This window comes from Streptomyces sp. RG80 (assembly GCF_040446465.1).
In the GTDB taxonomy this organism is placed as follows: domain Bacteria; phylum Actinomycetota; class Actinomycetes; order Streptomycetales; family Streptomycetaceae; genus Streptomyces.
Genome location: NZ_JBEAAJ010000001.1, coordinates 539,929 through 563,868, shown reverse-complemented (window position 1 = coordinate 563,868; position 23,940 = coordinate 539,929). Strand labels below are relative to the sequence as shown.

Here is a 23,940-nt window from a genome sequence, read left to right as displayed (position 1 = left end):
GGGCCTCCTCAGGCCCTGCCGCCTGGCGCGCGGGAGCGCGGCGTCGTCGATGCCCGCCCCTAGTATCTCCGTTCTTGGCCATGATCCGAACAGGAGGGGTGAACTGACCTGTGGAAATCTCTGCGACGGGGCGCCTCGAGGTCCGTATCACCACTGCTGACGTGGGTAAACGGGTCTCGGTACGCCGCCTGAACGATCCTGCGGTTCCGGGTGAGAAGTTCACCGACACGGTGGGTGTTCTCGCATCATGGGACGGCGGTGTGCTGCTGATCACACGGAAAGACGGCGAGACCGTCCACATCGCGGAATCCTCGCTGGTCGCGGGCAAGGTGGTGCCGAGCGCTCCGGCTCGCCGCCGGGGCCCCTCCGCCTCCTACGAGGAGCTCGCGCATGTCTCCACGCGCGCGTGGCGGCCCGTGGAGAGCGAGCGGCTCGGCGAGTGGGAGCTGCGGGCCGCGTCGGGGTTCACCCGCCGGGCCAACTCGGTGCTGCCGCTCGGCGACCCGGGCATACCGCTGGACGAGGCCCTGGACGCCGTACGGCGCTGGTACGGCGACCGTGGGCTGCCCGCCTACATCCAGACCGCCACCGGCGCCGAGGGCACGCAGGAGCAGCTGTGCGCGGAGCTGGAGCGGCGGGGGTGGGTGCGCGAGGTGACGGCCGAGCTGTGGACCGGCGCGCTGGCGCCGCTCGCCGACCGGGCCGAGGGCACCGCCGTGCTGCTCTCCCGGGAGGCGGACGAGGCCTGGCTGGCGCGGTATCAGCGCAAGGGGGTGAGCGAGGTGGCGCTGAAGGTGCTGGGGAGCGGACCGTCGGTGTGGTTCGCGACCGTGCAGGGCGCCTCCGAGGGGGCGGCTCCCGCCGCGATCGGGCGGTGTGTCGTCGACGGGCGCTGGGCGTCCTTCGCCGCCGTCGAGGTGGACCCCGGGCAGCGGCGGCGCGGGCTCGCCACCACGGTGATGGCCGCGCTGGCCGCGCGGGCGCTCGAGGAGGGCGCGTCGGCCGCCTGGCTCCAGGTCGAGGCGGACAACACGGGCGCGCGGGCGCTGTACGCCGGGATGGGCTTCGCCGCGCATCACGCGTACCACCACTACCGGGAACCGGCCGGTCCCGCGAGCGACCGGTACGGATCGCCGTGACCGGGCACGAGCCAGCTATGCGCCCCCTCTACCCCCCACCCCCGGAACGCTCCGCGGAACTGCGCCGCCGGTTCGCCGAAGAGGCGCGGGCCGAGCGACCCGACCTGTCCCTGCTCTGTCTGCTCGTCGCAGCGGAGGCGGACGGGACGCTGGACGAGGCGGGCATGGACGCGGCCCAGATCGAACTGGACCGGCTGGCGGGACAGCTGCCGTTCCGGCCGGGCGGGCCGCGGTCCTGGGCGGTGTCCCTGCGGGAGCTGCTCGGGGAGCGGTGCGGGTTCCGTGGCTCCGCCGCGGACTATCAGCGGCTCCAGTCGTCGTTGCTGCATTCCGTGCTGCTGCGGCGGCGGGGGCTGCCGATCCTGCTGTCCGTGGTGTGGATGGAGGTGGCCCGGCGGGCCGGGGCCCATGTGTACGGGGTCGCGCTGCCGGGGCACTTCGTCGTCGGGTTCGGGGCGGAGGAGGAGCAGGTGCTCGCCGACCCGTTCGACGGGGGGCGGGTGCTGAGCGGGCCGGACGCGGAGTTGCTGGTGGCGGGGGCGACGGGGGCCGCGCTGCATCCGTCGATGCTGACGCCGGCGGATCCGTTGGACGTGGTGCTGCGGATCCTCAACAACGTGCGCGCGTGGGCCACGGCTCGGCCGGAACGGTCGGATGTTGCGCTGTGGGCGGTGGAGTTGGGGTTGCTGCTGCCTTCGCATCCTGCTCGGTTGCGGTACGAGCGGGCGCAGTTGCTGGTGCAGCGGGGGGACTTCCTGGGCGGGGCCCGGGAGTTGGACGCGTACGCGGAGGTCGTGGGGGCCGTGGACGAGTCCGCCGCGGCGCGGGTCCGGGGACAGGCTCACGCGGCGCGGGCGATGCTGAACTGATGGTCGTGGGGCGCTACAGCCAGCCCTTCTCCCTGGCCAGGCGCGCCGCTTCCGCCCTGTTGCGTACCGCCAGTTTCTGGATCGCCGTCGAGAGGTAGTTGCGGACCGTCCCCTGGGACAAGTGGAGCTTGGTCGCCAACTCGGCGTTCGTGGAGCCGTCCTCCGCCGCTCGCAGCACCTCCCTCTCCCGGTCCGTGAGCGGGTTCGCGCCCTCCGCCAACGCCGCTGCCGCCAGGGTCGGGTCGATGACCCGCTCGCCCGCCAGCACCTTCCGTACCGCCGCCGCCAGTTGGGCCGCCGGGGCGTCCTTGACCAGGAAGGCGTCGGCGCCGGCCTCCATCGCGCTGCGGAGGTAGCCGGGGCGGCCGAAGGTGGTGAGGACGACCAGCTTCACCGCGGGCAGCTCCCGGTGGACCTGGGCGGCGGCCTCGATGCCGGTGGCACCCGGCATCTCGATGTCCAGCAGGGCCACGTCGACGTCGTGGGCGCGGACCGCGGCGAGGACCTCGTCGCCGCGGGCCACCTGGGCGACGACCTCGATGTCGTCCTCCAGGCCGAGAAGGGCGGCCAGGGCCTCGCGGACCATCGACTGGTCCTCGGCGAGGAGGACCTTGATCGCAGTGCTCATGCGCCGGATCCTACGGGCGCCGGGGTACCGGCGGGGACCCGGGCGACCAGCAGGAACCCGTGCCTGGTCCGGCCCGCCTCCAGGGTGCCGCCCGCCTTCTCCAGGCGTTCGGTCAGGCCCGTCAGCCCGTTGCCGGGACCCGCGCCGGAGCCCTTTGAGCCGTTGTCCTCGACGGAGAGCTCCCAGACCGGGCCGTCGAGGGTCTGCCGCCGCAGCACCTCGACCGTGCAGCGACTCGCGCCGCTGTGCCGTACGACGTTGGTGACCGCCTCGCGCAGCGCCCAGGCGAGGGCGCTCTCGCCCTCCTCGGCAAGGCCGTCGAGGTCGGGTTCGGCGGGGATCTCGGCGATGACGTCGGCGGCGTTCAACGCGACCTGCGCGCCCGCGAGTTCGTCGGAGAGCCGGGTGCGGCGGTAGCCGGAGACGGCCGCGCGGACGTCGACGAGGGCCTGGCGGCTGACCTGTTCGATGTCGGCGACCTGCTGGGCCGCCTTGTCGGGGTGGTCGGGGAGCATCCGCCCGGCGAGTTCGCTCTTGAGGGTGATCAGCGAGAGCGAGTGGCCGAGGAGGTCGTGCAGGTCCCTGGCCAGGCGCAACCGCTCCTCGTTGGCGGCCAGTTGGGCCACCGTCACCCGTGCCTTGCGCAACTCCACGGTCGTCCGCACCAGTTGCTTCACGCCCATCATCGCGAAGCCCAGGAGCAGCACCACCAGGACCAGGCTCCAGTCGTCCGACCCGACGTGCAGGCCGACCAGGAGCATCGCGAGCGTGTTGCCCCCGACCGCCCAGTACGCGACCCGCTGCGGCAGCGTGGCCCCGCAGGTGACGGAGACGTACACGAACAAGCCGATCCACGCGCCGCCGAGGGTGAGGCACAGGACCACGGCGAGGGTGCCCAGCAGGGCGACGAGGGCGCCCACGGTCGGGCCGGAGAAGGGCCGGCCCATGTTCCGGAAGACCAGGGTCAGATAGACGCCGGTGAAGGAGACCAGGGCCAGCCAGCCGGCCACGGTCGCGGCGGTCGAGTGGGCGCCGGAGTCCAGGTCCCGCACCGGCGCGCCGAGGAAGACCAGCCAGGGCAGGATCCAGACGAGCTTGCGCACCGCGTCGGCCCGGTTGCGGGGCGGCTGGCCCATCCGGATCCGGTGCTCGGCCCCGGGCCGTACGTCCGGGGGCAGCTGGTCGTCGGTCATCGCACTCACGCCTTCAGCGTGTCCTTCCGGTACAGCCAGGCCGCGCCGCCGGTGAACAGGACGAAGTAGACGGCGAGGACGGCGATGTCCTTGGCATGGGGCGTCCGGCTCTGCTCGATCGCCTGCCCGAGGGCAGCGTACGCGTGCGTGGGCACCCACTTGGCGATGTCCTGGAGCCATGTCGGGAACGTCGTCGTCGGCATCCACAGGCCGCCGAGGATGGACAGCCCGAAGTAGGTGATCATCGTGATCGGACGGACCGCGTCCCCGGTCGCGAGGTAGCCGAGGGCCACGCCGAGCGCGGCGAAGACCAGGCTGCCGGCCCAGATCGCGCCGGTCAGGGCGAGCCACTGCCAGGCGTCCAGCCGTACGTCCTTCACGACCGCCGCGACGGCGAAGACGACGACGATGGACGGCAGGCTGACCACCGCGGCGCTCGCCGTCTTGGCGAGGACGTACCCGCGGCCCGGCAGCGTGGTCAGCCGCAGCTGCCGTACCCACCCGCCTTCCCGTTCCTTGGCTATGCGCTCGCTGTTGCCCATCAGGACGGCCGTCAGGGCGCCGAAGGAGGCCATGGAGACCATCATGTAGGTCGGCAGGGTCAGGCCGGTGCCGTCGACCTTGCCGGTGCTGTCGGCGCTGCCGGCGATGAGCAGGAACAGAACCGAGGGGTAGATCACGGAGAAGAACAGGAACTTGCGGTTGCGCAGGGCGCGGGTGAGTTCCAGCTTGATCAGGCTGTTCATGACTGCTTCGCCTCCTCGGCGGCGGTGATGGCGACGAACGCCTGCTCCAGGCCGAGTCCGGCGACCTCGAGGTTGCGGGGGAAGACGCCGAGGCCGTAGAGAGCGTGGACGGTGGCGTCGGCGTCGCCGGACTGGATGCGGACGGTGGGTCCGGAGACGGTGAGCGTGGTCACGAACGGCAGGCCGCGCAGGGCGGTCTCGTCGACCGGACCCTCCAGATCGAAGGAGATCCGGCGTAGGCCCGCCTTGGCCTTGATCTCGGCCGCGGTGCCGTCGGCGAGGAGGCGGCCGCGGTGCAGGACCAGCACGCGGTCGGCGATCGCGTCGGCCTCCTCCAGGTAGTGGGTGGCGAAGAGGACGGTCCGGCCCTGGTCGGCCTGCTCGCGCATGGTGGCCCAGAAGCCCTGGCGGGTGGTGACGTCCATGCCGGTGGTCGGCTCGTCCAGGACGATCAGGTCGCTGTCGCCAGCGGTCGCGAGGGCGAACCGGACCCGCTGGGCCTGGCCGCCGGAGAGCTTGTCGACCTTGCGGTCGGCGATCTGGGAGATCCCGGCGCGGGCCAGCACCTCGGAGGGGCGGTACGGCCGCGGGTGCAGGTCGCAGGCGAGCCGCACCAGCTCGGCGACCGTCACCTCGTCCATCAGCCCGCCGCTCTGGAGCATCGCGCCCACCCGCCCGGCGACGATCGCCTCCCGAGGGCTTGCCCCGAAGAGCCGCACGCTCCCGCTGTCGGGGTTCTTCAGCCCGAGCAGCAGATCGAGCGTGGTCGACTTCCCGGCACCGTTGGGCCCGAGAAGGGCCACGGTCTCCCCCGGATGCAGCTCCAGACTCAGCCCGTCCACGGCCCGGACCTCGCCGTACGCCTTGCTCACCTGGTCGAACACGACCGCTGTCGTTGTCATGAGACCCAGGGTGGCGCTCTGGCCCCCTCGCCCGGCAGTGTCGGCGATCCTGACTGCCGGATGACAGATGTCATACGACGAGAGGGGGCACCCGGCGCGTGCCGGGTGCCCCCCTCTCGTCGGGGCGAGGACCGCTAGCTGGGGTTGGTGTCGATCGCCCCGGTGCGCTCCGCCGTCGTCTTGCCGAGCAGCACCTTGCGCAGTACGGCGACGACGTCCTGCGGCAGGACGCCCCGCTCGCCGGTCGCGGTCTTGACCTTCACGCCGTCGAAGACGCCGCCGTACGCCTCCTTCAGCGCCTTCAGGTCGTACGTGTCCACGAGCTTGCCGTCGATGGCCTTGACGCCGAGGATCTTCGGCAGGGACACGGCGCCGAACTGGATCGGCTGACTGCCGCCCGTGATGGTGACGACCTCGGACATCGCGGGCTCCGCGAACGCCTTCATCATGCGGTCGACCTCGGCGTTGGTGATCGACGGCTGCTGGGCGGTCGTCGCCACCGTCACGGTGCCGCCGTTGCCGGTCTCCACCTGGGTGCGGTACGCGTCCTCGACCGCGGTGGTCGACTTGGCGACGTCGATGCCCTTGCCCGCCTTGCCGTAGACGGCGACGGCCTTGCCCGCGGAGGTGAACTTGATCGTGCCCTCGGTCACCGAGCCGGAGGCGCCGCCCGCGTCCTTGAGGGCCGCGGTCAGTTTCTCCTCGTCGACCGGCATCTCCGGGTCGACGACCCGGTGGTTGCCGAAGAGGGAGCCGATGACGGACATCGGGTTGTAGTCGCTCTGCGCGGCCGCGGCGACCGTGGCCTGCTCGTCGAACTGGAGGCCCGCCTGGTCCGGCTTGAGCTCGACGGTCTTGCCGCCGACCGAGAGCTTCAGCGGCTTGTTCACCCGGTCGCCGAAGGCCTCGTCGAGCTTCTTGACGGCGTCGTCGCGGGTGCCGCCGCCGATGTCGACGCCGAGCACGGTGGTGCCCTTGGGCACGTCGGAGTGGTTCATCAGCAGCCCGGCGCCGTAGGCACCGCCCGCGATGACGAACACGCCGCCGACGACCAGGACCAGCTTGTTGCGGCCCTTCTTCTTGGGCTTCTTGGACGAGGCCGGCACGTTCTGCGCGACCGGCTCCGGGAGCTTGGGCGCGGTGTGCTGCATCGGCCCGTCGGACGGGGCGCCCGGCCCGAACGGGGAGGTCTGGGCGCCGGGCGGCACGACCGGGATACCGCTGGTGACGGTGTGCCCGGAGACGTTGTCCGGCGGCGCGCCGGGCATGCCGTAACCGGGGGTGCCCGGCTCGGGGGCGGGCTTCTGCGGGGTGAGGATCGCCGTGTCGTCGCTCAGTCCGCCGCCGGGACCGCGTCCGGGTCCGCCGTGCGGGAGGGTGCCCGCGCCGGGGCCCGCGAGGCCGGCCATCCCGGCCGAGGCGCCGGGAGCACCGGGGCCGCCGGTGCGGGGCTGCCCACCGGGGACGCCGGGGCCACCGGGGGCGCCAGGGCCTGCGGGGCCGCCGAAGCCGCCCTGGTTGCCGGGACGGCCGGGGCTGCCGGGGCCGTTGGGGCCGCCAGGGCCACTGAAGCCGCCCGGGACGCCGGGAGCGCCCGGGGCGCCAGGTCCGCCGGGTCCACCAGGCCCACGGTGGCCGCCCGGGCCGGTCTGGCCGCCGAGCGGCGGTACGACCGGGCCGTCGCCGGTGACCGGGCCGCCGGTCGGGCCCGCGGGGCCCTGGGGGCCGCCACGGCCGGCCGGGCCGCCGAAGTCGTTCGGACCGCTGAAGTCGTTGGAGGGGTCGAAGCGGTGCGAGCCCGTGGAGTTGTTGAAGTCGTTCAGGTCGTCGAGGCGGTGCGAACCGGTCGAGCTGTTGAAGTCGTTCGGACCGTCGAAGCCGCCCGCACCACCGTAACCACCCAGTCCACCCTGGCCGTTCTGACCACCCTGGCCGTTCTGACCGTTCTGCGCACCGCCGCCGTTCTCCGCGAAGTACGGCAGTTCGTCGCGCCGCGGCTCGCCGCCCGGGCGCGGGCCCGTCGCCAGCGCCTCGGTCACGTCGAAGGAGCCGGTGCCGCCGCCGTGTCCGGGCGCCACGGGGCCGCCCGTCGCGCCGCCGGGAAGACCCGCACCGTTCGTACCGCCGCCCGGACGGGAACCGCCCGGCACGCCCATGGAACCGACCACACCACCGGGGCGCCCCGCGCCGGGAGCGGGAGCGGCACCGGGACGCGGACCGGCCGGAGCCGCACCCGAACCCCCGGGCAGACCCGCCCCGTTGGACGCGCCGCCGCCCGGACCGCCCTTGGCGGGGCCGGACTTGCGCGGCGCGAACCAGTTGCTCGCCTTGTCCTCGGTGGCCGGAGCCGCCTCGGCGGGAGGCTCGACGGCGCCGATGGAGGTCGCGGCGCCCGGCGCCGGTGCCTCGGACTCGGTGTCGCCCGTGCCCTCCGCGTCGGCGACGGGCGTACGCACGACGACCGGCGGAATGGGCCGCGACCCGGGGATGTTGATCCGGATCCGGGTCGTCAGCGTGGTCTCGGTCTTGCGCTCCTCGGACTGCGCGCCCGAACGGCCCGCGTCCGTACCGTCGTCGGAAGCCATGGGGGTCCCATAGGGCGGCGTGCCCGAGGGGTAGGCGGCTCCGCCGCGCCCGTTGGGCCCGGAGGACGGACTGTCAGTTTCACGACTCAAGGCAGGTTCTCCCGGTTGGCTCCACCGCCCGTGTCGACCTGGACTGCGCGGACGGCTCGGCGGCGCGCACCACCATACTGGCCACTTCTGGCGCGTATCCCACGACCGCTGGGGAAACCCACACCGGACTCGCACGTCGCAGTTGCGGCGAAGTAGTACGTCACTTGGCAAGTCGGACGGGATCGCCGTCCGGTTGCCGCCCCTGCCCAAGCGTGGCGCAGATCACAGCTGTGGCCATCCCGCCGAGCAGGAAGAGATAGGAGCCGGTTCCCGCGCCGAAGAGGAAGTCCCCCTCCGGTCGGCTGGCGGTGAGCAGGATGACCGCGAGCATCCAGCCGCCGGCGGGCGCGACGGCCCCGCCCCGGCCGCCGACGGCACGCGCGCCGCCCAGACAGAGCCCGGCCTCCCCGGCGAGCGCGAGCAGCAGCCCGCCCGGGAACCAGCCGGCCTGCACCAGTGCCCCGGCGGCGCCGACGACCGCGCCGAGCACGAAGAGGCCGAGGAAGATCAGTGCCCGCCCGGCGGACGGGGCCCGCAGGGGCTGGGCCAGCATCGAACCGCGCCCGTCGCTCATGACGTCTCCCCCACACCCGCGAACAGATCGGTCTCCCGCGCCCCCGGCCCACGCTCGCCGCGCACCAACTCGTAGTACTCGGTGGTGAAGACGGGCTGCGCGAGGTCGTTGGAGAGCACGAAGTACGGCTCGGCGACCGTGACCTGGGTGGCGTGCGCGGCCATCGCGGCGGCCTTGGCCGCGGCGTACGCGGTGCCGTCGATCTCGGTGGTGATCCGCTCGTCGGCCACGACCCCGGGGACGTCGTCGAGGACGCCGGGCTTGTCGAAGGGAAGCCCCGGCAGCACCTCGGCCAGGCGCTCGAAGGCCTGCTCGCCGACCGAGCGCGGTACCCGGTTCCAGTAGATCTTGGGGATGGTCCAGCCCGCTTCGGCGGCCAGTTCGGCGGCGCGCATGGCGACGCGGTGGGCCTGGATGTGGTCGGGGTGGCCGTAGCCGCCGTTGTCGTCGTAGGTGACGAGGACGTGCGGACGTACTTCCTGGATCACCTCGACGAGGTGGGCGGCGGCCTCGTCGACGTCCGCCTGCCAGAAGCAGGCGGGGTCGTCGTTGTCGGCCAGGCCCATCATCCCGGAGTCCCGGTAGCGGCCGGCGCCGCCCAGCAGACGGAAGTCCTCGACGCCGAGCGCGCTCATCGCGGCGGTGAGCTCGCCCAGCCGGTACTCGCCGAGGGCGGCGCCGGTCAGGTGCTGGAGCTCGGCCGGGATGACCTCGCCGCGCTCACCGAGCGTGCAGGTGACCAGGGTCACCCGGGCACCCTCGGCCGCATAGCGAGCCATGGTCGCGCCGTTGTTGATCGACTCGTCGTCCGGGTGCGCGTGCACCAGCAGCAGACGCCGGGCGGATGGTTCCGTCATGGGACCACCCTAAAGGCGTCAGAACTTGATGCTGCCGATCATCCCCGCGATGTTCGTCGTCAGCTCACTGATCGTGGGGGCCATGGTGGAAGAGGCCAGGTAGAAGCCGAGCAGCATGCAGACGATCGCGTGGCCCGCCTTCAACCCTGACTTCTTGATCAGCAGGAAGACGATGATCGCCAGCAGCACCACCGCCGAAATCGAGAGTGCCACGGCGGCTCACCTCCAAAGATCCCAAGAACGCGGGGAACGGACCAAGGGGCAGATAAATCCATACGGGTGCCAGCAGGTTCATACCCACTATGCGCTAGTGATCATAACTATCCGTGCGCGCGCATCGGTCGGCGCACGGCCGCACAAGGGGGCGCATGGCCAAACTAAGGTCGGAGGATGACGACGACGTCCGACTCCTTCCCCCGCCGGCATGCCCGGACCCAGCGGTTCACGCTCGGGGCACCGCGCGCGTTCACGGTGGCCCCCGACGGTTCCCGTGTCGTGTTCCTGCGCTCGTCCTCCGGTACGGACCGGGCGAGTTCGCTGTGGGTGCTCGACCCCGCGGACGGCGGGGAGCGCGTGGCGGCCGACCCGCGCGCCCTCCTGGGCGGCGCCTCGGAGAACCTCTCCGCGGAGGAGCGGGCGCGGCGTGAGCGCAGCCGTGAGGGCGGTGCGGGCATCGTCGGCTACGCCACCGACACGGCGGTCGAGTTGGCGTCCTTCGCCTTGTCAGGGCGGCTTTTCGCGGCGGAACTGCGGGCCGGGACGGCACGTGAACTGCGCGTCCCGGGGCCGGTGATCGACCCGCGCCCCTCCCCCGACGGCCGGTTCGTCGCCTACGTCGCCCAGGGGGCCCTGCGGGTCACGGGCGCCGAGGGCGAGGGCGACCGGGCACTGGCCGAGCCGGAGCCCGCGGCGGGGGCGGGTCAAGTGACCTACGGGCTCGCGGAGTTCATCGCGGCCGAGGAGATGGGGCGGTCGCGGGGCTTCTGGTGGTCGCCGGAGTCGGACCGGCTGCTGGTCGCGCGCGTGGACGACACTCCGGTGCGGCGCTGGTGGATCTCGGACCCGGCCAGCCCCGAACGTGATCCACAGCACGTCGCCTACCCGGCGGCGGGTACGGCGAACGCGGAGGTACGGCTGTTCGTGATCGGCCTCGACGGGGCCCGTACGGAGGTGTCGTGGGACCGCGCCCGCTATCCGTATCTGGCGCATGTGCACTGGTCAGCGGCGGGTGCACCGCTGTTGCTCGTACAGGCGCGGGACCAGCGCAGCCAGCTGTTCCTGGCGGTGGACCCGGAGTCGGGGGCGACGCGGATGGTGCACGCGGACGAAGATCCAATTTGGCTTGATCTTTTCCCGGGGGTGCCCTGTTGGAGCCCTTCCGGGCAGCTCGTCCGGATCGCCGACGAGGGTGGCGCGCGGGTTCTGGCGGTCGGCGAACGCCCGCTGACGGGACCGCAGTTGCATGTCCGGGCCGTTCTGGACGTCGCCGCCGACGACGTGCTGATCTCGGCGTCGGCCGGGGAGCGCGCGGCGGTGCCGGAGACCGGCGAAGTGCATGTGTACCGGGTGAACGAGCTCGGCATGGAGCGCGTCTCGCAGGAGCCCGGCGTGCACTCGGCGGTGCGCGCCGGGGGTGTCACGGTCCTGGTGTCCGCGACGCCGGACCGGCCCGGGAGCCGGGTGCGGGTGATGCGGGACGGGAAGCAGACGGCGACTGTCACGTCGTATGCCGAAGATCCCGGTATGTCCCCGCGCGTGACGCTCACCGAGGGGGGCGCACGGCGGATCCCATGCGCCGTGTTGTTGCCTCGGGACCACCAAGGGGATGCGCTGCTTCCGGTTTTGCTTGATCCCTACGGGGGACCGCACGGCCCTCGCGTGCTGGCCGCGCACAACGCGCACCTGACCTCGCAGTGGTTCGCCGACCAGGGGTTCGCGGTGGTCGTCGCCGACGGACGCGGTACGCCGGGGCGCTCGCCGGCCTGGGAGAAGGCGATCCACCACGACCTCACGGTGTCCCTGGACGACCAGATCGAGGCGCTCCAGGACCTCGCGAAGTCCCACCCGCTCGACCTCTCCCGGGTGGCGATCCGGGGCTGGTCGTACGGCGGCTGGCTGGCGGGGCTCGCGGTGCTGCGCCGCCCGGACGTCTTCCACGCGGGGATCGCGGGGGCACCGGTGACGGACTGGCGGCTGTACGACACCCACTACACCGAGCGGTACCTGGGAGACCCGGCGACATCTCCGGAGTCCTACGCCAAGAGCTCACTGCTCACGGACGAGGGGCTCTCCTCCCCCGCCGAGCCGCATCGCCCCCTGATGATCGTCCACGGCCTCGCGGACGACAACGTGGTCGTGGCCCACGCCCTGCGCCTCTCCTCGGCCCTGCTCTCCGCGGGCCGCCCGCACGAGGTCCTACCGCTGTCCGGGGTGACCCACATGACCCCACAGGAACAGGTCGCCGAAAACCTGCTGCTCCTCCAAGTCGACTTCCTCCGGCGCGCTCTCGAACTTCCCACGGAGCACCGCAACCATTAATTGAGGAACCACGACGATGCACCGGCCAGGTCCGCGAGAGCGGCGCCGGTTTAGGCGCAAAAAGGGGCAACGGACCGGGGTGACATGGCGCACCCCGGTCCGTTTACGGCACCCGCACGGCCGTACGTTCTTCAGCCTGACGCGTCCGTATATCGGGACCGGGTCGGCGAAGTTGCCTGCGTGTTAACGCAGTTGATGGGCATTTGCGCCATTGGTGAGCAGCGCTACGGCGGTGAGCAGCGCGGCCACGGCGCTGATCGTCTCCGGGCTCAGCCCGGCGCACACCGTCACGATCACCGTGATCGTGATGATGACGACCACCCTGTGCCACCCGTTCGCGCCGTGTGTCCAACCCCTCCGGGGGGCATCCACACTCTGAGGTACGGTCATTCCGTATCACCTTCCAGGTTCGCCTGGGGGCGGGCCTTCAGCGCGGTGTTGGTTGGGAAGCCGATCGCGCTGGGGGCCCTTTCCTGTGCCGGGTCGTGCCCCGGTTCCTTTCCCGGAGTTGTACCCCGACTGCGCTATTGACCATAACTATCCGTGCGTGCGCATCGCTTGGCGCATGGCCGCACAAGGGGGCGCATGGCCAATATGGTCGGGGCATGACGGCCGGGCCACGGCGTCAGTCGCTGCCCTCGTCCACCGGCACCACCCGCTTCTCCTCCGCGAAGTGGCAGGCCGAGTCGTGGGCCGCCGGGCCCGGCAGCAGGCGGAACTCGCTCGGTACCGCGAGGGCCGGTACCTCCAGGGCGCAGCGTTCCTGGGCCTTCCAGCAGCGGGTGCGGAAGCGGCAGCCGGAGGGGATGTTCGTCGGGGAGGGGACGTCTCCGGAGAGGATGATGCGTTCGCGGTGTTCGCGGGCCTCCGGGTCGGGGACCGGGACCGCCGAGAGCAGTGCCTGGGTGTAGGGGTGCGTGGGGTGGTCGTAGATCTCCGCGTCCTTGCCGACCTCCACGATGCGGCCCAGGTACATGACGCCCACGCGGTCCGAGATGTGGCGGACGATCGACAGGTCGTGGGCGATGAAGACGTAGGAGAGGTCGAACTCGTTCTGGAGGCGGTCCATCAGGTTGATGACCTGGGCCTGCACGGAGACGTCGAGCGCCGAGACCGGCTCGTCGGCGACGATCACCTCGGGGCGGAGCGCCAGGCCCCGCGCGATGCCGATGCGCTGGCGCTGGCCGCCGGAGAACTGGTGGGGGTAGCGGTTGATGTACTCCGGGTTGAGGCCCACCACGTCCAGGAGGTCCTGGACCTTCTTCCGGCGGTCGCCCTTGGGGGCCACCTCGGGGTGGATCTCGTACGGCTCCCCGATAATGTCGCCCACCGTCATCCGGGGGTTGAGGGAGGTGTACGGATCCTGGAAGACCATCTGGATGTTGCGGCGGACCGATTTGAGGGCCTTGCCGGAGAGCTTGGTGATGTCCTCGCCCTTGTATCTGATCGTCCCCGAGGTCGGGCGCTCCAGGTTCACCAGCATCTTGGCGACCGTGGACTTGCCGCAGCCCGACTCGCCCACGATGCCGAGCGTCTCGCCGCGGCCCAGGGCGAAGTCGACTCCGTCGACCGCCTTCACCGCGCCGACCTGCTTCTTGAACAGGATCCCCGTCGTCAGCGGGTAGTGCTTGACCAGCCCGCTGACCTCCAGAATCGGCTCTCGGTGCTCAGCCATTCAGGCACTCCCTCCAGAAGTGGCAGGCGCTCCTGCGGTCCTCCGAGACCTCGTACAGCGGGGGCACGTCGGTGCGGCACACGTCCTGGGCCATGGGACAGCGGGGGTTGAAGGCACAGCCCGGCGGGATGTTCATGAGGTTCGGGGGCAGGCCCTTGATGGCGTAGAGCTCCTGGCCCTTCTGGTCCAGGCGCGGGATGGAGTCCAGCAGGCCCTTGGTGTAGGGGTGGGCCGGGGCCTTGTAGATGTCGTGGACGGGGGCGGACTCGACGATCCGGCCCGCGTACATCACCGCGATCCGGTCCGCGACGTCCGCGACGACGCCGAGGTCGTGGGTGATGAGGATGAGGCCCATGTTGTACTCGCGCTGCAACTCCGCGAGCAGGTCCATGACCTGGGCCTGGACCGTGACGTCCAGCGCGGTCGTGGGTTCGTCGGCGATGATGAGCGCGGGTTCCAGGGCCATCGCCATCGCGATCATGATGCGTTGGCGCATACCGCCGGAGAACTGGTGCGGGTACTGCTTGACCCGTTCCCTCGCGGCCGGGATACGGACCCGGTCCATGAGCTCGACGGCTCTGGCCCGCGCGTCCTTCTTCGACATGCCCCGGTGGACGATGAACATCTCGGCGAGCTGGTCGCCCACGCTCAGCACCGGGTTCAGCGACGACAGGGCGTCCTGGAAGATCATCGCCATCTCGGCGCCGCGGACCCTGCGCCGCTCCTCCTCCTTGAGCTTCAGCAGGTCCCTGCCCTGGAAGAGGATCTCCCCGCCGGTGATCCGCCCCGGCGGCATGTCGAGGATCCCCATCACCGCCTGCGCCGTCACCGACTTGCCGGACCCCGACTCACCGAGCACGGCGAGGGTCTCCCCCGCGTCCACCGAGTAGTCGACCCCGTTGACGGCCTTGGCGACCCCGTCCCGCGTCCGGAACTCCACATGCAGATCACGAACTTCGAGCAGCATGACGCCGACTCACCTCGGCTTCCGGTCGAGGGCGCCGCACACGCGTCGCCGGGCGGGATGACGCTGAGCAACGACCCGGTCCCCGGGCACCACGGCCTCCCGGACTACGGACGCCGCCACGGTGACCGGCTGGGCGGTGGCGCGGTCCGGGAGATCGCGGGACGCACCGCGCCGGACCAGGAGTTCGTCGGCCGGCCCGTTCGCTTGCCACGCGGTCACGCCGTCACCTCAGTTTCGGGTCGAGGGCGTCGCGGACCGCGTCGCCGAGCATGATGAAGGCGAGGACGGTGAGGGCGAGGGCGCCGGCCGGCCAGAGGAGCATGTGGGGGGCCTGGCGGATGTAGGCGGAGGCCGAGGAGATGTCGATGCCCCAGCTGACGGTGGGGGGCTTCAGGCCCACGCCGAGGTACGACAGGGTCGCCTCCAGCGCGATGTACGTGCCGAGGGCGATCGTCGCCACCACGATCACCGGGGCCACCGCGTTGGGCGCGATGTGGCGAAGCAGCTGGCGGGAGTTGGACGCGCCCAGCGCCTTCGCGGCCTGTACGTAGTCGTTCTGTTTGGCCGTGATGACCGAGCCTCTCGCGATCCGGGAGATCTGCGGCCAGCCGAGCAGCACCATGAAACCGATCACCGGCCAGACCGTGCTGCTGGTGACCACCGACAGCAGGACCAGGCCGCCCAGGACCACCGGGATCGCGAAGAAGACGTCCGTGATGCGCGAGAGCACCGAGTCCCAGAACCCGCCGAAGAAGCCGGCCAGTCCGCCGAGGATCGAGCCCAGGATCGACACCCCCAGCGTGGCGCAGACGCCGACCGTCACCGACGTACGGGCGCCGTACACCGTGCGGGTGTAGACGTCGCAGCCCTGGCCGTCGAAGCCGAAGGGGTGTCCCGGCTGGGAGCCCTCCTGGGCCTTGGCCAGGTCGCACTTGAGGGGGTTGCCGGAGGCGATCAGGGACGGCCAGAGCGAGATGACGACCAGGAAGAGGATGACCAGGCCGGAGACGAGGAAGACGGGGTTGCGGCGCAGGTCGCGCCAGGCGTCGGACCAGAGGCTGCGGGGCTTGTCCGCGGGGCCCGTGCCCTGGGGTCCGCCAGGCACCTTCTCCAAGGTCTCGCCCTCGCTCATCGCCAGATCCATGGCGCCGCCCATACCGGTCGCGGCGATCGCTTGGTCGTCGTGAGGCTGCTCAGGCATAGCGGATCCTGGGGTCGAGGACGGCGTACAGGAGGTCGACGATCAGGTTGGCCACCAGGAACACCAGGACCAGGACCGTCACGAACCCGACGACGGTCTGGGTGTTCTGCCGCAGGATCCCCTGGTAGAGCTGGTAGCCGACGCCGTGGATGTTGAAGATGCGCTCGGTGACGATCGCGCCGCCCATCAGGGCGCCGATGTCGGTGCCGATGAAGGTGACGACCGGGATGAGGGAGTTGCGCAGCAGGTGGCGGGTGATGACCCGGCGCCTCGGCAGGCCCTTCGCCACCGCCGTACGGACGTAGTCGGAGCGGCTGTTCTCCGCGATCGAGGTGCGGGTCAGCCGGGTGACGTACGCCAGGGAGACCGACGCCAGCACCAGGCCCGGCACGATCAGCTCGCTGAACGTGGCGTCCGTGGACACCGACGGTTTGATCCAGCCCCACTCGACGCCGAGCAGGAGCTGGAGCAGCAGACCGGTGACGAAGGTCGGGACGGAGATCACGACGAGGGTGAACATCAGGACCGAGGTGTCCACGGGCCGGCCGCGGCGCAGGCCCGTGACGACACCCAGCGTGATGCCGATGACGATCTCGAAGAGGATCGCGACGATCGTCAGGCGGATCGTCACGGGGAACGCCGTCGACATCAGCTCGGTGACCTTCTGCCCGTTGAACGCGGTGCCGAAGTCGCCGGTGAAGACGTTCCCCATGTAGGTCAGGTACTGCTGCCAGACCGGCTTGTCGAGGCCGAACTCCTTCTTCAGCTGGGCGGCCGTGGCGGGGTCGCACTGCCGGTCGCCGCACAGGCCCGCGATGGGGTCGCCCATCACGTTGACCATGAGGAAGATCAGGAGGGTGGCGCCGATGAACACCGGGATCATCTGGAGCAGACGCCGGACGACGTAGCGTCCCATGGCAGGCTCAGCCGACCTTGATCTCGTTGTAGACGGGGACGCTGAACGGGTTGAGCTTGACGTTGGAGAGCCGCTCCGAGTAGCCGGCGCTGCCGTTCTGGTACCAGAGCGGGATGGCGGCCATGTTGTCCCGGACGACCTCCTCGGCCTCCTGGAACTTCTCGATCGCCTTGCCGGTATCGGTCTCGGCGTTCGCCTCGTCGACCAGCTTGTCGAAGTCGTCGTTGGACCACTTGCCGTCGTTGGAGGAGGCGTTGGTGTAGTAGAGCGGCTGGAGGAAGTTCTGGATGAGCGGGTAGTCCATCTGCCAGCCCGCCCGGAACGGCCCGCTCATCTTCTTGTCGGTGATCTGGGTGCGGAAGTCGGCGAAGGTGCCGACCGGGTTGCCGACACAGGCCTTGTCGTTGTCGAGCGCGTTGTTGATGGAGTTGCAGACCGCGTCGACCCACGTCTTGTGGGAGCCGGTGTCCGCGTTGTACGTGATCTTGATGCTGCCGCCGGGGAGCCCGCCGCCCTCCTCGATGAGCTTCTTGGCCTCCGCCGGGTCGTAGTCGCAGGCGTCGCCGCACAGCCCGTCCTGGAAGCCGCCCTCCTTGCCGAGGACCGGGGAGGTCCAGTCGGTGGCGGGGGTGCGGGTCTTCTGGAAGATCGTCTCGGTGATCTGGTCGCGGTCGATCGCCCGGGACAGTCCGGTGCGGACCTTCTCCATCCCGTCCTTGCTCCAGTTCTTGTCGTAGAACGGGAAGGCGAGGGTCTGGATGATGCCGGCCGGGGTGTTGATGTACCGGTCGCCGAGGTCGCTGGAGACGTTCTTGAGCTGGGCGGCCGGGACGTCGTCGACCAGGTCGAGGTTGCCGGCCATGAGGTCGGTGTAGGCGGTGTTGTTGTCGGTGTAGACCTTGAGGGTCACCCCGCCGTTCTGCGCCTTGTCGTCACCGGGGTAGTCGGCCCGCTTCTTCAGGACCATCTGGGAGCCCTTGGTGTACGAGTCGATCGTGTACGGGCCGTTGCCGATCGGCTTCTTCACCCAGGCCGCGTGGTCGGTGAAGAAGGCCTGCGGGAGCGGGGCGTAGGCGGGGTAGCCGAGGGTGTCGGGGAAGGTCGAGAACTTCTGGCTGAGCTTGACGGTGAAGGTGTTGTCGCCGGTGACCTTCAGCCCGGAGAGCGTCTGGGCGCTCTGCTTGCTGCCGTCCTCGGGGTGCGCCTTGTCGTAGCCGTCGATGTAGCTGAAGAAGTACGCGTTCTTCTGGTTGTTCTTGAGGCTGGCGCCGTAGTTCCAGGCGTCGACGAAGGACTTGGCGGTGACCTTCTCGCCGTTGGAGAAGGTCCAGCCGTCCTTGACGGTGATGGTGAAGTTCTGGGAGTCGCTGGTCTCGATCTTCTCGGCGAGCATGTCCTCGGCCGCGCCGGTCTCCGGGTCGTACTTCTTCAGGGACCGGAAGATCATGTCGAGGACCTTGCCGCCCTGCACCTCGTTGGTGTTGGCGGGCTCCAGCGGGTTCTGCGGGTCGCCCCAGGAGGAGCTGAGCGTCGCGCTGCCGTCGCCACTGCCGCCGCCGCTGTCGCTGTCCCCGCCCCCGCAGGCCGTGGCGGCGAGGGCTACCGCCACCGCGCATGCGGCCCATTTGGCGTGCGTGGCTCCGCGCATGGAGTTCCTCCTGTGTGACTGCACTGTTCCGTTACCGGCCAATATCGGCATAAAACAGGCAGACCGCACGGCACCTCACCCTTCCGGGGGACGGCGCAATGGATCTTCACGATCCGATGCCGAACCGTTGGATTGCGACCCTCCTATGTACGGATTTCACCACCTCACAGTCCGCATATCGAACTCATTGCCCGATTAGGGCAGTTGGCCCGATGTAAGACACGAGGTGATCACGGCACGCTACACGCGTAGCTACAGACAGGTCAAAGAAAGGCAAAGAAAGTAAAGAGAAACCCAAGCCGACCGAGATTTTATTGACCTTGAATGAATTGCGTTGAAAAAGTCCGGCGTAGCCCGTAGGGACCGCCCTGCGGAGTCCTTGATCCACAGGGCACGGAGCATCATGACCCCCCCAACCCCTTCCCCGGTCACCTCACTCGAGGTGACCGACGAAGACAGCGCGGCACCGGTGAAGTCCTCGGCTCTCAAGGGCAACGAGAGCCGCTCGCCGGGACGGCTCGCCTGGAGCCGCTTCAAGAGGGACCGCGCAGGCGTCATATCGGGCTACGTGGTCCTCTTCTTCTTCGTCGTGTCGATCGGCGCTCCGCTGATCGCCAAGCTGTACGGCAAGAACCCGTACACGACGTACGGCATCAACACTCCGGGGCTGCTCAACGAGTTCGGTTTCCCGGTCAAGGCCAACGGCGGCATCAGCGGTGACTTCTGGTTCGGCGTCGAGCCGCAGCTGGGCCGCGACGTGCTCACCTTCCTGCTCTACGGCATGCGCAACTCGCTGCTCATCGCCACCGCGGCCACGCTCCTGACGACCCTGCTCGGTGTCGTCATCGGCATCACCGCCGGCTACCTGGGCGGCCGCACCGACTACTTCGTCGGCCGGGTCATCGACATCCTGCTGGCCTTCCCGCAGACGCTGTTCTTCATCGCCTTCTGGCCGGTCGTGCTGGCGATCTTCGTGTCGCCCGAGGAGAACACCCCGATCTGGCTCACGGTCACCAGCCTCATCGCCGTGATGACCGCCTTCGGCTGGGCCTCCATCGCCCGTCTGCTGCGCGGCGAGGTCCTCGCCCTGCGCGAACGGGAGTTCGTCGAGGCCGCCAAGGTCACCGGCGCCTCGCCGGCCCGGATCATCTTCAAGGAACTGCTGCCCAACCTGTGGACGCCGATCCTGATCCAGTCCACGCTCCTCCTGCCCGCCTACGTGACGGCGGAGGCGGGTCTCGCCTTCCTCGGCGTGGGGCTCACCGACCCCACGCCCGACTGGGGCGTCATGCTCCAGTTCGGCGCCAAGTACTACCAGGACGACATCACATTCATGCTCTTCCCTGGTCTCTCCATGGTGATCTTCGTCGTCGCCTTCAACCTGCTCGGCGACTCGGTCCGCGACGCGCTGGACCCCAAGACGAAGCGCTGAGCTCCCCCTCCGACCGGGCGACGGGGCTCGGCCGGAGACACCAAGCACCATCCCAATCCACAAGAAATCGGGTCAGCCATGTCTCTTTCCCGCAGAAACTTCGTCATAGCAACATCTGTCGCGGCCGCGGGCTCGACGCTGCTGTCCGCGTGCAGCAGCGGCGACGCGGGCGGCAGCGGCGGCGGCGCGACCGAGGGTGCCAAGACGTACTCCAAGGTCACCGTCGGCACCGCGGCGGACTCGACCGGCCCCGCGCCGGAGATCGCCGGGGCGAAGAAGGGCGGGACGATCTACGGTCTGGCTCCCGACGACTTCTCGCACCTCGACCCGGGGCGCATCTACTACGCGTACAACTCCACCGCCGCGCTGCTCCTGCACCGCTGCCTGACCGGCTACAAGGTCGCCGAGGACGGCTCGCAGAAGCTCGTCGGCGACCTCGCCACGGACACCGGCACGATGTCCGACGAGGGCAAGACCTGGACCTTCACGCTGAAGGAGGGTCTGAAGTGGGAGGACGGCAGCGAGCTGACCGTCGAGGACGTGCGCCACGGCATCGAGCGCCTGTGGGCCCCGTACATCATCGAGTCCGCCAGCTACGTCCAGATCGCCCTGACCGGCAAGGGCGGCAAGTGGCGTGACGCCTACGAGGGCCCCTACAAGGGCAAGCACCTCAAGGAGATCGTGACGGACAAGGCCAAGCGGACGATCACGTTCAACCTGGCCGAGGCCCGCCCCGACTTCAACTTCACGATGGCGATGCACTCGTACGCCGCGGTGTCCCCGAAGCTGGACACCAAGGAGAAGTACGACAAGAACCCGGCCGCCTGTGGTCCGTACAAGATCAAGAACCACACGACCGACAAGTCGATGACGCTGGTCCGCAACAAGAACTGGGACCCGGCGACCGACTCGATCCGCAACGCCTACCCGGACGGCTTCGAGTTCACCTTCGGCATCGAGACGCTGGACTCCACGGACCGTCTCATCGCCTCCCAGGGCAACGACGCCTTCGCGGTCTCCATCTACAAGGGCGTGCCCGCCGAGCGCATCCAGAAGGTCCTCACCGACCCGGAGCTGAAGAAGCGCACCTTCAACGGCCTGCTCACCGGCACGTACTACTACGCGATCAACACCAAGCGCGTCACCGACCTGAAGGTCCGCCAGGCCCTCAACCACGCCTGGCCGCTCCAGCAGATCCGCCAGATCTACGGCGGCCCGTCCTCCGGCGACTTCGCGACCACGATCCTCAGCCCCGACATCCTCGGCCGCGAGAAGTTCGACGTCTACGGCAAGCTGAAGAAGCCGCAGGGCGACCCGGCCGCCGCGAAGAAGCTGCTGAAGGAAGCCGGCAAGGAGGGCATGAAGATCGTCTACGCCTTCCCGCAGGACCCGACCTACAACAAGACCAAGGTCGTCATCGAGAACGCGCTGAAGGAGGCCGGCTTCACCCCGGTCATCAAGCCGGTCGACTCGACGACGTACTACGACCAGATCCAGAAGCTCGACAACAGCTACGACGTGATGTGGTTCGGCTGGTCCCCGGACTGGCCGACCGCCTACACGATGATCCAGCCGCTGTTCGACAGCGCCAGCGTCGGCGACGGCCTCTACAACGTCTCGCAGACGAAGATCTCCTGGATCGACGAGACGATCCAGAAGAACATGGTCGTCACCGACCAGAAGAAGGCCGGTGCCGCCTGGGCCGCGCTCGACAAGCGGATCATGGAAGAAGTCGCGCCGATCATCCCCGAGATGTACCAGCGCCGTTACTACGTCTACGGCAACAAGGTCGGCGGAGCGATGTTCGACCCGAACTTCTCCGCGACCCTGCTCTACAAGACGTTCGTGAAGGCCTGACGACCGGCCCTCGTGGCGGGGCGGCCTCCGGCCGCCCCGCCTCCTTCCCCCCTTCGGCATCCGTCAGGAAATCCCAACTGCCATGCTCCGCTTCCTTGCCCGACGAATTCTCGGCGCCGCGGTGATCCTGCTGATCATCAGCGCCATCGTCTTCGTCCTGTTCTACGCCGCCCCGCGCGACCCCGCCCGCATCGCCTGCGGCAAGGCCTGCACCCCCGAGACCCTGGAGCTGGTGCGGAAGAACCTGGGGATCGCCGATCCGCTGCCTGTGCAGTACTGGGACTGGCTCAAGGGCATCTTCGTCGGCCGCGACTACACGTCGTTCGGCAACTGCAACGCGCCCTGCCTCGGCTACTCGTTCCAGAACCGCGAGCCGGTCCTCGGCACCATCATGGACCGCTTCCCGACCACCCTGTCGCTCTCCCTCGGCAGCTCGGTCATCTACCTCGTCTTCGGTATCGGCGCGGGCATGCTGGCCGCCGTGAAGCAGGGCAAGGCCCTCGACAAGATCGCGAGCTCCGCCTCGCTGGTCGCGTCCTCGATGCAGATCTACGTCGTCGGTGTCCTCGCCACCTATCTGCTGGTCGACCAGTGGCAGGTGCTGGACCGGGCCAGCTACACCCCCTTCACGGACGATCCGGCGGCCTGGGCCAAGGGCCTGCTGGTGCCGTGGATCGTGCTCTCCCTGATCTGGACCGCGAACTACACCCGTATGACGCGCTCCCAGATGGTGGAGGCGCTCAGCGAGGACTACGTCCGCACCGCCCGCGCCAAGGGCCTGTCCCGCCGTACGGTCTTCTTCCGCTTCGCCTGGCGCGGCGCGATGGGGCCGATCGTCACCATCTTCGGCCTCGACCTCGGCGTACTGCTCGGCGGTGCGATCATCACCGAGTCGACCTTCAGCCTCCAGGGCCTCGGCATGCTCTCCGTCAAGGCGGTCAGCACCAACGACCTGCCGATGCTGCTCGGTGTCGTGCTGGTCGCGGCCGGCGCGATCGTCGTCTTCAACATCGTCGTCGACGCCCTGTACGCCCTCATCGACCCGCGCGTGCGCCTCGCTTAAGGAGAGACCATGAGCACCCCCTTCCTCTCCGTCCGCGACCTCAAAGTCCACTTCTCCACCGAGGACGGCGTCGTCAAGGCCGTCGACGGGCTCTCCTTCGACGTGGAGCGCGGCAGGACCCTCGGCATCGTCGGTGAGTCGGGCTCCGGCAAGTCCGTGACCAACATGGCGGTCCTGGGCCTGCACGACCCGCGCAACACCACGCTCGACGGCGAGATCCTGCTCGACGGCAAGGAACTGATCACCGCCTCCGAGCGCGAGCTGGAGAAGCTGCGCGGCAACAAGATGTCCATGATCTTCCAGGACGCGCTGGCCTCCCTGTCGCCGTACCACACCATCGGCGCGCAGATCGGCGAGACGTACCGCAAGCACACCGGCGCCTCCCGCGGGGCGGCCCGGGCGCGGTCGATCGAGATGCTGCGCCGGGTGGGCATCCCGCAGCCCGACATGCGGGTGGACGACTACCCGCACCAGTTCTCCGGCGGTATGCGCCAGCGCGCGATGATCGCGATGGCGCTGGTCTGCGACCCCGAGCTGCTGATCGCCGACGAGCCGACCACGGCCCTCGACGTGACGGTCCAGGCCCAGATCATGGACCTGCTCAAGGACCTCCAGCAGGAGTTCGGCACCGCCATCATCTTCATCACCCACGACCTCGGTGTCATCGCCGACATCGCGGACGACGTGCTGGTGATGTACGGCGGCCGCTGTGTCGAGCGGGGCACCAAGGCGGAGGTGCTGCGCACCCCGGACCACCCCTACACGCTGGGGCTGCTGGGTTCGATGCCGAGCCTGCACGGCCCGGTCGACGTGCCGCTCTCCCCGATCCCGGGCTCGCCGCCCTCGCTGCTCAACCCGCCCTCGGGCTGCCGCTTCCACCCCCGGTGCGCCTTCGCGGAGAAGGTCGCGGGCGGGCTCTGCTCCAGCGCGCAGCCGACCCTGGAGGTCGCGGACGGGCGGGGTTCGGCGTGCCACCTGACGGCCGAGCAGAAGCGCGAGCTCTTCACCGAGCACCTCGCGGCCCGGACCCACTGACGTAACAGAGACGGGACTTCACCAC

Annotated in this window: 22 protein-coding genes; 7 read left to right on the top strand and 15 right to left on the bottom strand. The window is 69.8% G+C overall.

The window, feature by feature from the left end; all coding sequences use genetic code 11:
• The first annotated feature begins 110 nt into the window (after nucleotides 1-110).
• Together ABKA17_RS02675 and ABKA17_RS02670 are read left to right on the top strand one after the other, a co-directional pair.
• On the top strand, nucleotides 111-1,139 hold the full coding sequence (locus ABKA17_RS02675) for a GNAT family N-acetyltransferase (protein WP_353690167.1): 1,029 nt from the start codon (nucleotides 111-113) through the stop codon (nucleotides 1,137-1,139).
• Nucleotides 1,140-1,156: 17 nt separating this feature from the next.
• Nucleotides 1,157-2,008 carry a transglutaminase family protein gene (locus tag ABKA17_RS02670; RefSeq protein WP_353690166.1) on the top strand — a complete coding sequence of 284 codons (852 nt, stop codon included), beginning with the start codon at nucleotides 1,157-1,159 and terminating at the stop codon, nucleotides 2,006-2,008.
• Between the two features lie 13 nt (nucleotides 2,009-2,021).
• Here ABKA17_RS02670 and ABKA17_RS02665 read toward each other — a convergent pair whose 3' ends face one another.
• From ABKA17_RS02665 to ABKA17_RS02630, 8 genes are all read right to left on the bottom strand, one after another.
• The gene (locus ABKA17_RS02665; RefSeq protein ID WP_353690165.1) at nucleotides 2,022-2,636 is read right to left on the bottom strand and encodes a response regulator; all 615 of its coding nucleotides are present in this window, start codon (nucleotides 2,634-2,636) and stop codon (nucleotides 2,022-2,024) included.
• Nucleotides 2,633-3,829 carry a sensor histidine kinase gene (locus ABKA17_RS02660; protein WP_353690754.1) on the bottom strand — a complete coding sequence of 399 codons (1,197 nt, stop codon included), beginning with the start codon at nucleotides 3,827-3,829 and terminating at the stop codon, nucleotides 2,633-2,635. Before ABKA17_RS02660 ends, ABKA17_RS02665 begins: the two co-directional genes overlap by 4 nt.
• 5 nt (nucleotides 3,830-3,834) lie before the next feature.
• Nucleotides 3,835-4,575: an ABC transporter permease gene (locus ABKA17_RS02655; RefSeq protein ID WP_353690164.1), complete on the bottom strand. Its 741-nt coding sequence runs from the start codon at nucleotides 4,573-4,575 to the stop codon at nucleotides 3,835-3,837.
• Nucleotides 4,572-5,477, bottom strand: coding sequence for an ABC transporter ATP-binding protein (locus ABKA17_RS02650; RefSeq protein ID WP_353690163.1), 906 nt, complete (start codon nucleotides 5,475-5,477; stop codon nucleotides 4,572-4,574). Before ABKA17_RS02650 ends, ABKA17_RS02655 begins: the two co-directional genes overlap by 4 nt.
• A 134-nt stretch (nucleotides 5,478-5,611) precedes the next feature.
• Nucleotides 5,612-8,152 carry a hypothetical protein gene (locus ABKA17_RS02645; protein WP_502994104.1) on the bottom strand — a complete coding sequence of 847 codons (2,541 nt, stop codon included), beginning with the start codon at nucleotides 8,150-8,152 and terminating at the stop codon, nucleotides 5,612-5,614.
• 160 nt (nucleotides 8,153-8,312) lie between these two features.
• Nucleotides 8,313-8,726 (bottom strand): DUF6113 family protein, encoded by a 414-nt coding sequence (locus tag ABKA17_RS02640; RefSeq protein WP_353690161.1) that lies wholly within the window; start codon nucleotides 8,724-8,726, stop codon nucleotides 8,313-8,315.
• Complete coding sequence (gene mshB / locus ABKA17_RS02635; protein WP_353690160.1) at nucleotides 8,723-9,583, bottom strand: N-acetyl-1-D-myo-inositol-2-amino-2-deoxy-alpha-D-glucopyranoside deacetylase; 861 nt, start codon at nucleotides 9,581-9,583, stop codon at nucleotides 8,723-8,725. The genes ABKA17_RS02640 and mshB overlap by 4 nt, the downstream gene beginning before the upstream one ends.
• Nucleotides 9,584-9,601: 18 nt before the next feature.
• A complete protein-coding gene (locus tag ABKA17_RS02630; protein WP_109496262.1) occupies nucleotides 9,602-9,796 on the bottom strand; it encodes a hypothetical protein in 195 nt (64 codons plus the stop codon).
• A gap of 177 nt (nucleotides 9,797-9,973) precedes the next feature.
• Here ABKA17_RS02630 and ABKA17_RS02625 point away from each other — a divergent pair, with 177 nt between their 5' ends.
• Nucleotides 9,974-12,121, top strand: coding sequence for a S9 family peptidase (locus tag ABKA17_RS02625; RefSeq protein ID WP_353690159.1), 2,148 nt, complete (start codon nucleotides 9,974-9,976; stop codon nucleotides 12,119-12,121).
• A 183-nt stretch (nucleotides 12,122-12,304) separates the two neighbouring features.
• Here ABKA17_RS02625 and ABKA17_RS02620 read toward each other — a convergent pair whose 3' ends face one another.
• The 7 genes from ABKA17_RS02620 to ABKA17_RS02590 all read right to left on the bottom strand — a co-directional run bounded on the left by ABKA17_RS02620 (nucleotide 12,305) and on the right by ABKA17_RS02590 (nucleotide 18,528).
• Nucleotides 12,305-12,442, bottom strand: coding sequence for a hypothetical protein (locus ABKA17_RS02620; protein WP_353690158.1), 138 nt, complete (start codon nucleotides 12,440-12,442; stop codon nucleotides 12,305-12,307).
• A gap of 304 nt (nucleotides 12,443-12,746) precedes the next feature.
• Nucleotides 12,747-13,796: an ABC transporter ATP-binding protein gene (locus ABKA17_RS02615; RefSeq protein WP_353690157.1), complete on the bottom strand. Its 1,050-nt coding sequence runs from the start codon at nucleotides 13,794-13,796 to the stop codon at nucleotides 12,747-12,749.
• The gene (locus ABKA17_RS02610; protein WP_353690156.1) at nucleotides 13,789-14,763 is read right to left on the bottom strand and encodes an ABC transporter ATP-binding protein; all 975 of its coding nucleotides are present in this window, start codon (nucleotides 14,761-14,763) and stop codon (nucleotides 13,789-13,791) included. The genes ABKA17_RS02615 and ABKA17_RS02610 overlap by 8 nt, the downstream gene beginning before the upstream one ends.
• Nucleotides 14,764-14,772: 9 nt before the next feature.
• Nucleotides 14,773-14,982 carry a hypothetical protein gene (locus ABKA17_RS02605; RefSeq protein ID WP_353690155.1) on the bottom strand — a complete coding sequence of 70 codons (210 nt, stop codon included), beginning with the start codon at nucleotides 14,980-14,982 and terminating at the stop codon, nucleotides 14,773-14,775.
• A 4-nt stretch (nucleotides 14,983-14,986) separates the two neighbouring features.
• On the bottom strand, nucleotides 14,987-15,964 hold the full coding sequence (locus ABKA17_RS02600; protein WP_353690154.1) for an ABC transporter permease: 978 nt from the start codon (nucleotides 15,962-15,964) through the stop codon (nucleotides 14,987-14,989).
• Nucleotides 15,957-16,880 (bottom strand): ABC transporter permease, encoded by a 924-nt coding sequence (locus tag ABKA17_RS02595; RefSeq protein WP_353690153.1) that lies wholly within the window; start codon nucleotides 16,878-16,880, stop codon nucleotides 15,957-15,959. The genes ABKA17_RS02600 and ABKA17_RS02595 overlap by 8 nt, the downstream gene beginning before the upstream one ends.
• 7 nt (nucleotides 16,881-16,887) lie before the next feature.
• Entirely contained in the window at nucleotides 16,888-18,528 is a 1,641-nt protein-coding gene (locus ABKA17_RS02590; RefSeq protein WP_353690152.1) for a peptide ABC transporter substrate-binding protein, read from the bottom strand.
• Between the two features lie 403 nt (nucleotides 18,529-18,931).
• Between ABKA17_RS02590 and ABKA17_RS02585 the strand changes: the two genes are divergently transcribed.
• The 4 genes from ABKA17_RS02585 (at nucleotide 18,932) to ABKA17_RS02570 (ending at nucleotide 23,915) form a co-directional block, all read left to right on the top strand.
• Nucleotides 18,932-19,960, top strand: a complete 1,029-nt coding sequence (locus ABKA17_RS02585; RefSeq protein WP_353690151.1) for an ABC transporter permease — start codon at nucleotides 18,932-18,934, stop codon at nucleotides 19,958-19,960.
• A 78-nt stretch (nucleotides 19,961-20,038) separates the two neighbouring features.
• Entirely contained in the window at nucleotides 20,039-21,817 is a 1,779-nt protein-coding gene (locus tag ABKA17_RS02580) for an ABC transporter substrate-binding protein (protein WP_353690150.1), read from the top strand.
• 82 nt (nucleotides 21,818-21,899) lie between these two features.
• Complete coding sequence (locus ABKA17_RS02575) at nucleotides 21,900-22,880, top strand: ABC transporter permease (RefSeq protein ID WP_353690149.1); 981 nt, start codon at nucleotides 21,900-21,902, stop codon at nucleotides 22,878-22,880.
• Nucleotides 22,881-22,889: 9 nt separating this feature from the next.
• Nucleotides 22,890-23,915 (top strand): ABC transporter ATP-binding protein, encoded by a 1,026-nt coding sequence (locus tag ABKA17_RS02570; RefSeq protein WP_353690148.1) that lies wholly within the window; start codon nucleotides 22,890-22,892, stop codon nucleotides 23,913-23,915.
• Nucleotides 23,916-23,940 lie beyond the last annotated feature (25 nt).

What these genes read in the sequence shown, in the direction of transcription:
- ABKA17_RS02670 (WP_353690166.1), top strand. Translation starts at nt 1,157, where the DNA reads ATGCGCCCCCTCTACCCCCCACCCCCGGAACGCTCCGCGGAACTGCGC.
- ABKA17_RS02665 (WP_353690165.1), bottom strand. Translation starts at nt 2,636, where the DNA reads ATGAGCACTGCGATCAAGGTCCTCCTCGCCGAGGACCAGTCGATGGTC.
- ABKA17_RS02660 (WP_353690754.1), bottom strand. Translation starts at nt 3,829, where the DNA reads ATGACCGACGACCAGCTGCCCCCGGACGTACGGCCCGGGGCCGAGCAC.
- ABKA17_RS02655 (WP_353690164.1), bottom strand. Translation starts at nt 4,575, where the DNA reads ATGAACAGCCTGATCAAGCTGGAACTCACCCGCGCCCTGCGCAACCGC.
- ABKA17_RS02650 (WP_353690163.1), bottom strand. Translation starts at nt 5,477, where the DNA reads ATGACAACGACAGCGGTCGTGTTCGACCAGGTGAGCAAGGCGTACGGC.
- ABKA17_RS02640 (WP_353690161.1), bottom strand. Translation starts at nt 8,726, where the DNA reads ATGAGCGACGGGCGCGGTTCGATGCTGGCCCAGCCCCTGCGGGCCCCG.
- mshB (WP_353690160.1), bottom strand. Translation starts at nt 9,583, where the DNA reads ATGACGGAACCATCCGCCCGGCGTCTGCTGCTGGTGCACGCGCACCCG.
- ABKA17_RS02625 (WP_353690159.1), top strand. Translation starts at nt 9,974, where the DNA reads ATGACGACGACGTCCGACTCCTTCCCCCGCCGGCATGCCCGGACCCAG.
- ABKA17_RS02615 (WP_353690157.1), bottom strand. Translation starts at nt 13,796, where the DNA reads ATGGCTGAGCACCGAGAGCCGATTCTGGAGGTCAGCGGGCTGGTCAAG.
- ABKA17_RS02610 (WP_353690156.1), bottom strand. Translation starts at nt 14,763, where the DNA reads ATGCTGCTCGAAGTTCGTGATCTGCATGTGGAGTTCCGGACGCGGGAC.
- ABKA17_RS02600 (WP_353690154.1), bottom strand. Translation starts at nt 15,964, where the DNA reads ATGCCTGAGCAGCCTCACGACGACCAAGCGATCGCCGCGACCGGTATG.
- ABKA17_RS02595 (WP_353690153.1), bottom strand. Translation starts at nt 16,880, where the DNA reads ATGGGACGCTACGTCGTCCGGCGTCTGCTCCAGATGATCCCGGTGTTC.
- ABKA17_RS02590 (WP_353690152.1), bottom strand. Translation starts at nt 18,528, where the DNA reads ATGCGCGGAGCCACGCACGCCAAATGGGCCGCATGCGCGGTGGCGGTA.
- ABKA17_RS02585 (WP_353690151.1), top strand. Translation starts at nt 18,932, where the DNA reads ATGACCCCCCCAACCCCTTCCCCGGTCACCTCACTCGAGGTGACCGAC.
- ABKA17_RS02580 (WP_353690150.1), top strand. Translation starts at nt 20,039, where the DNA reads ATGTCTCTTTCCCGCAGAAACTTCGTCATAGCAACATCTGTCGCGGCC.
- ABKA17_RS02575 (WP_353690149.1), top strand. Translation starts at nt 21,900, where the DNA reads ATGCTCCGCTTCCTTGCCCGACGAATTCTCGGCGCCGCGGTGATCCTG.
- ABKA17_RS02570 (WP_353690148.1), top strand. Translation starts at nt 22,890, where the DNA reads ATGAGCACCCCCTTCCTCTCCGTCCGCGACCTCAAAGTCCACTTCTCC.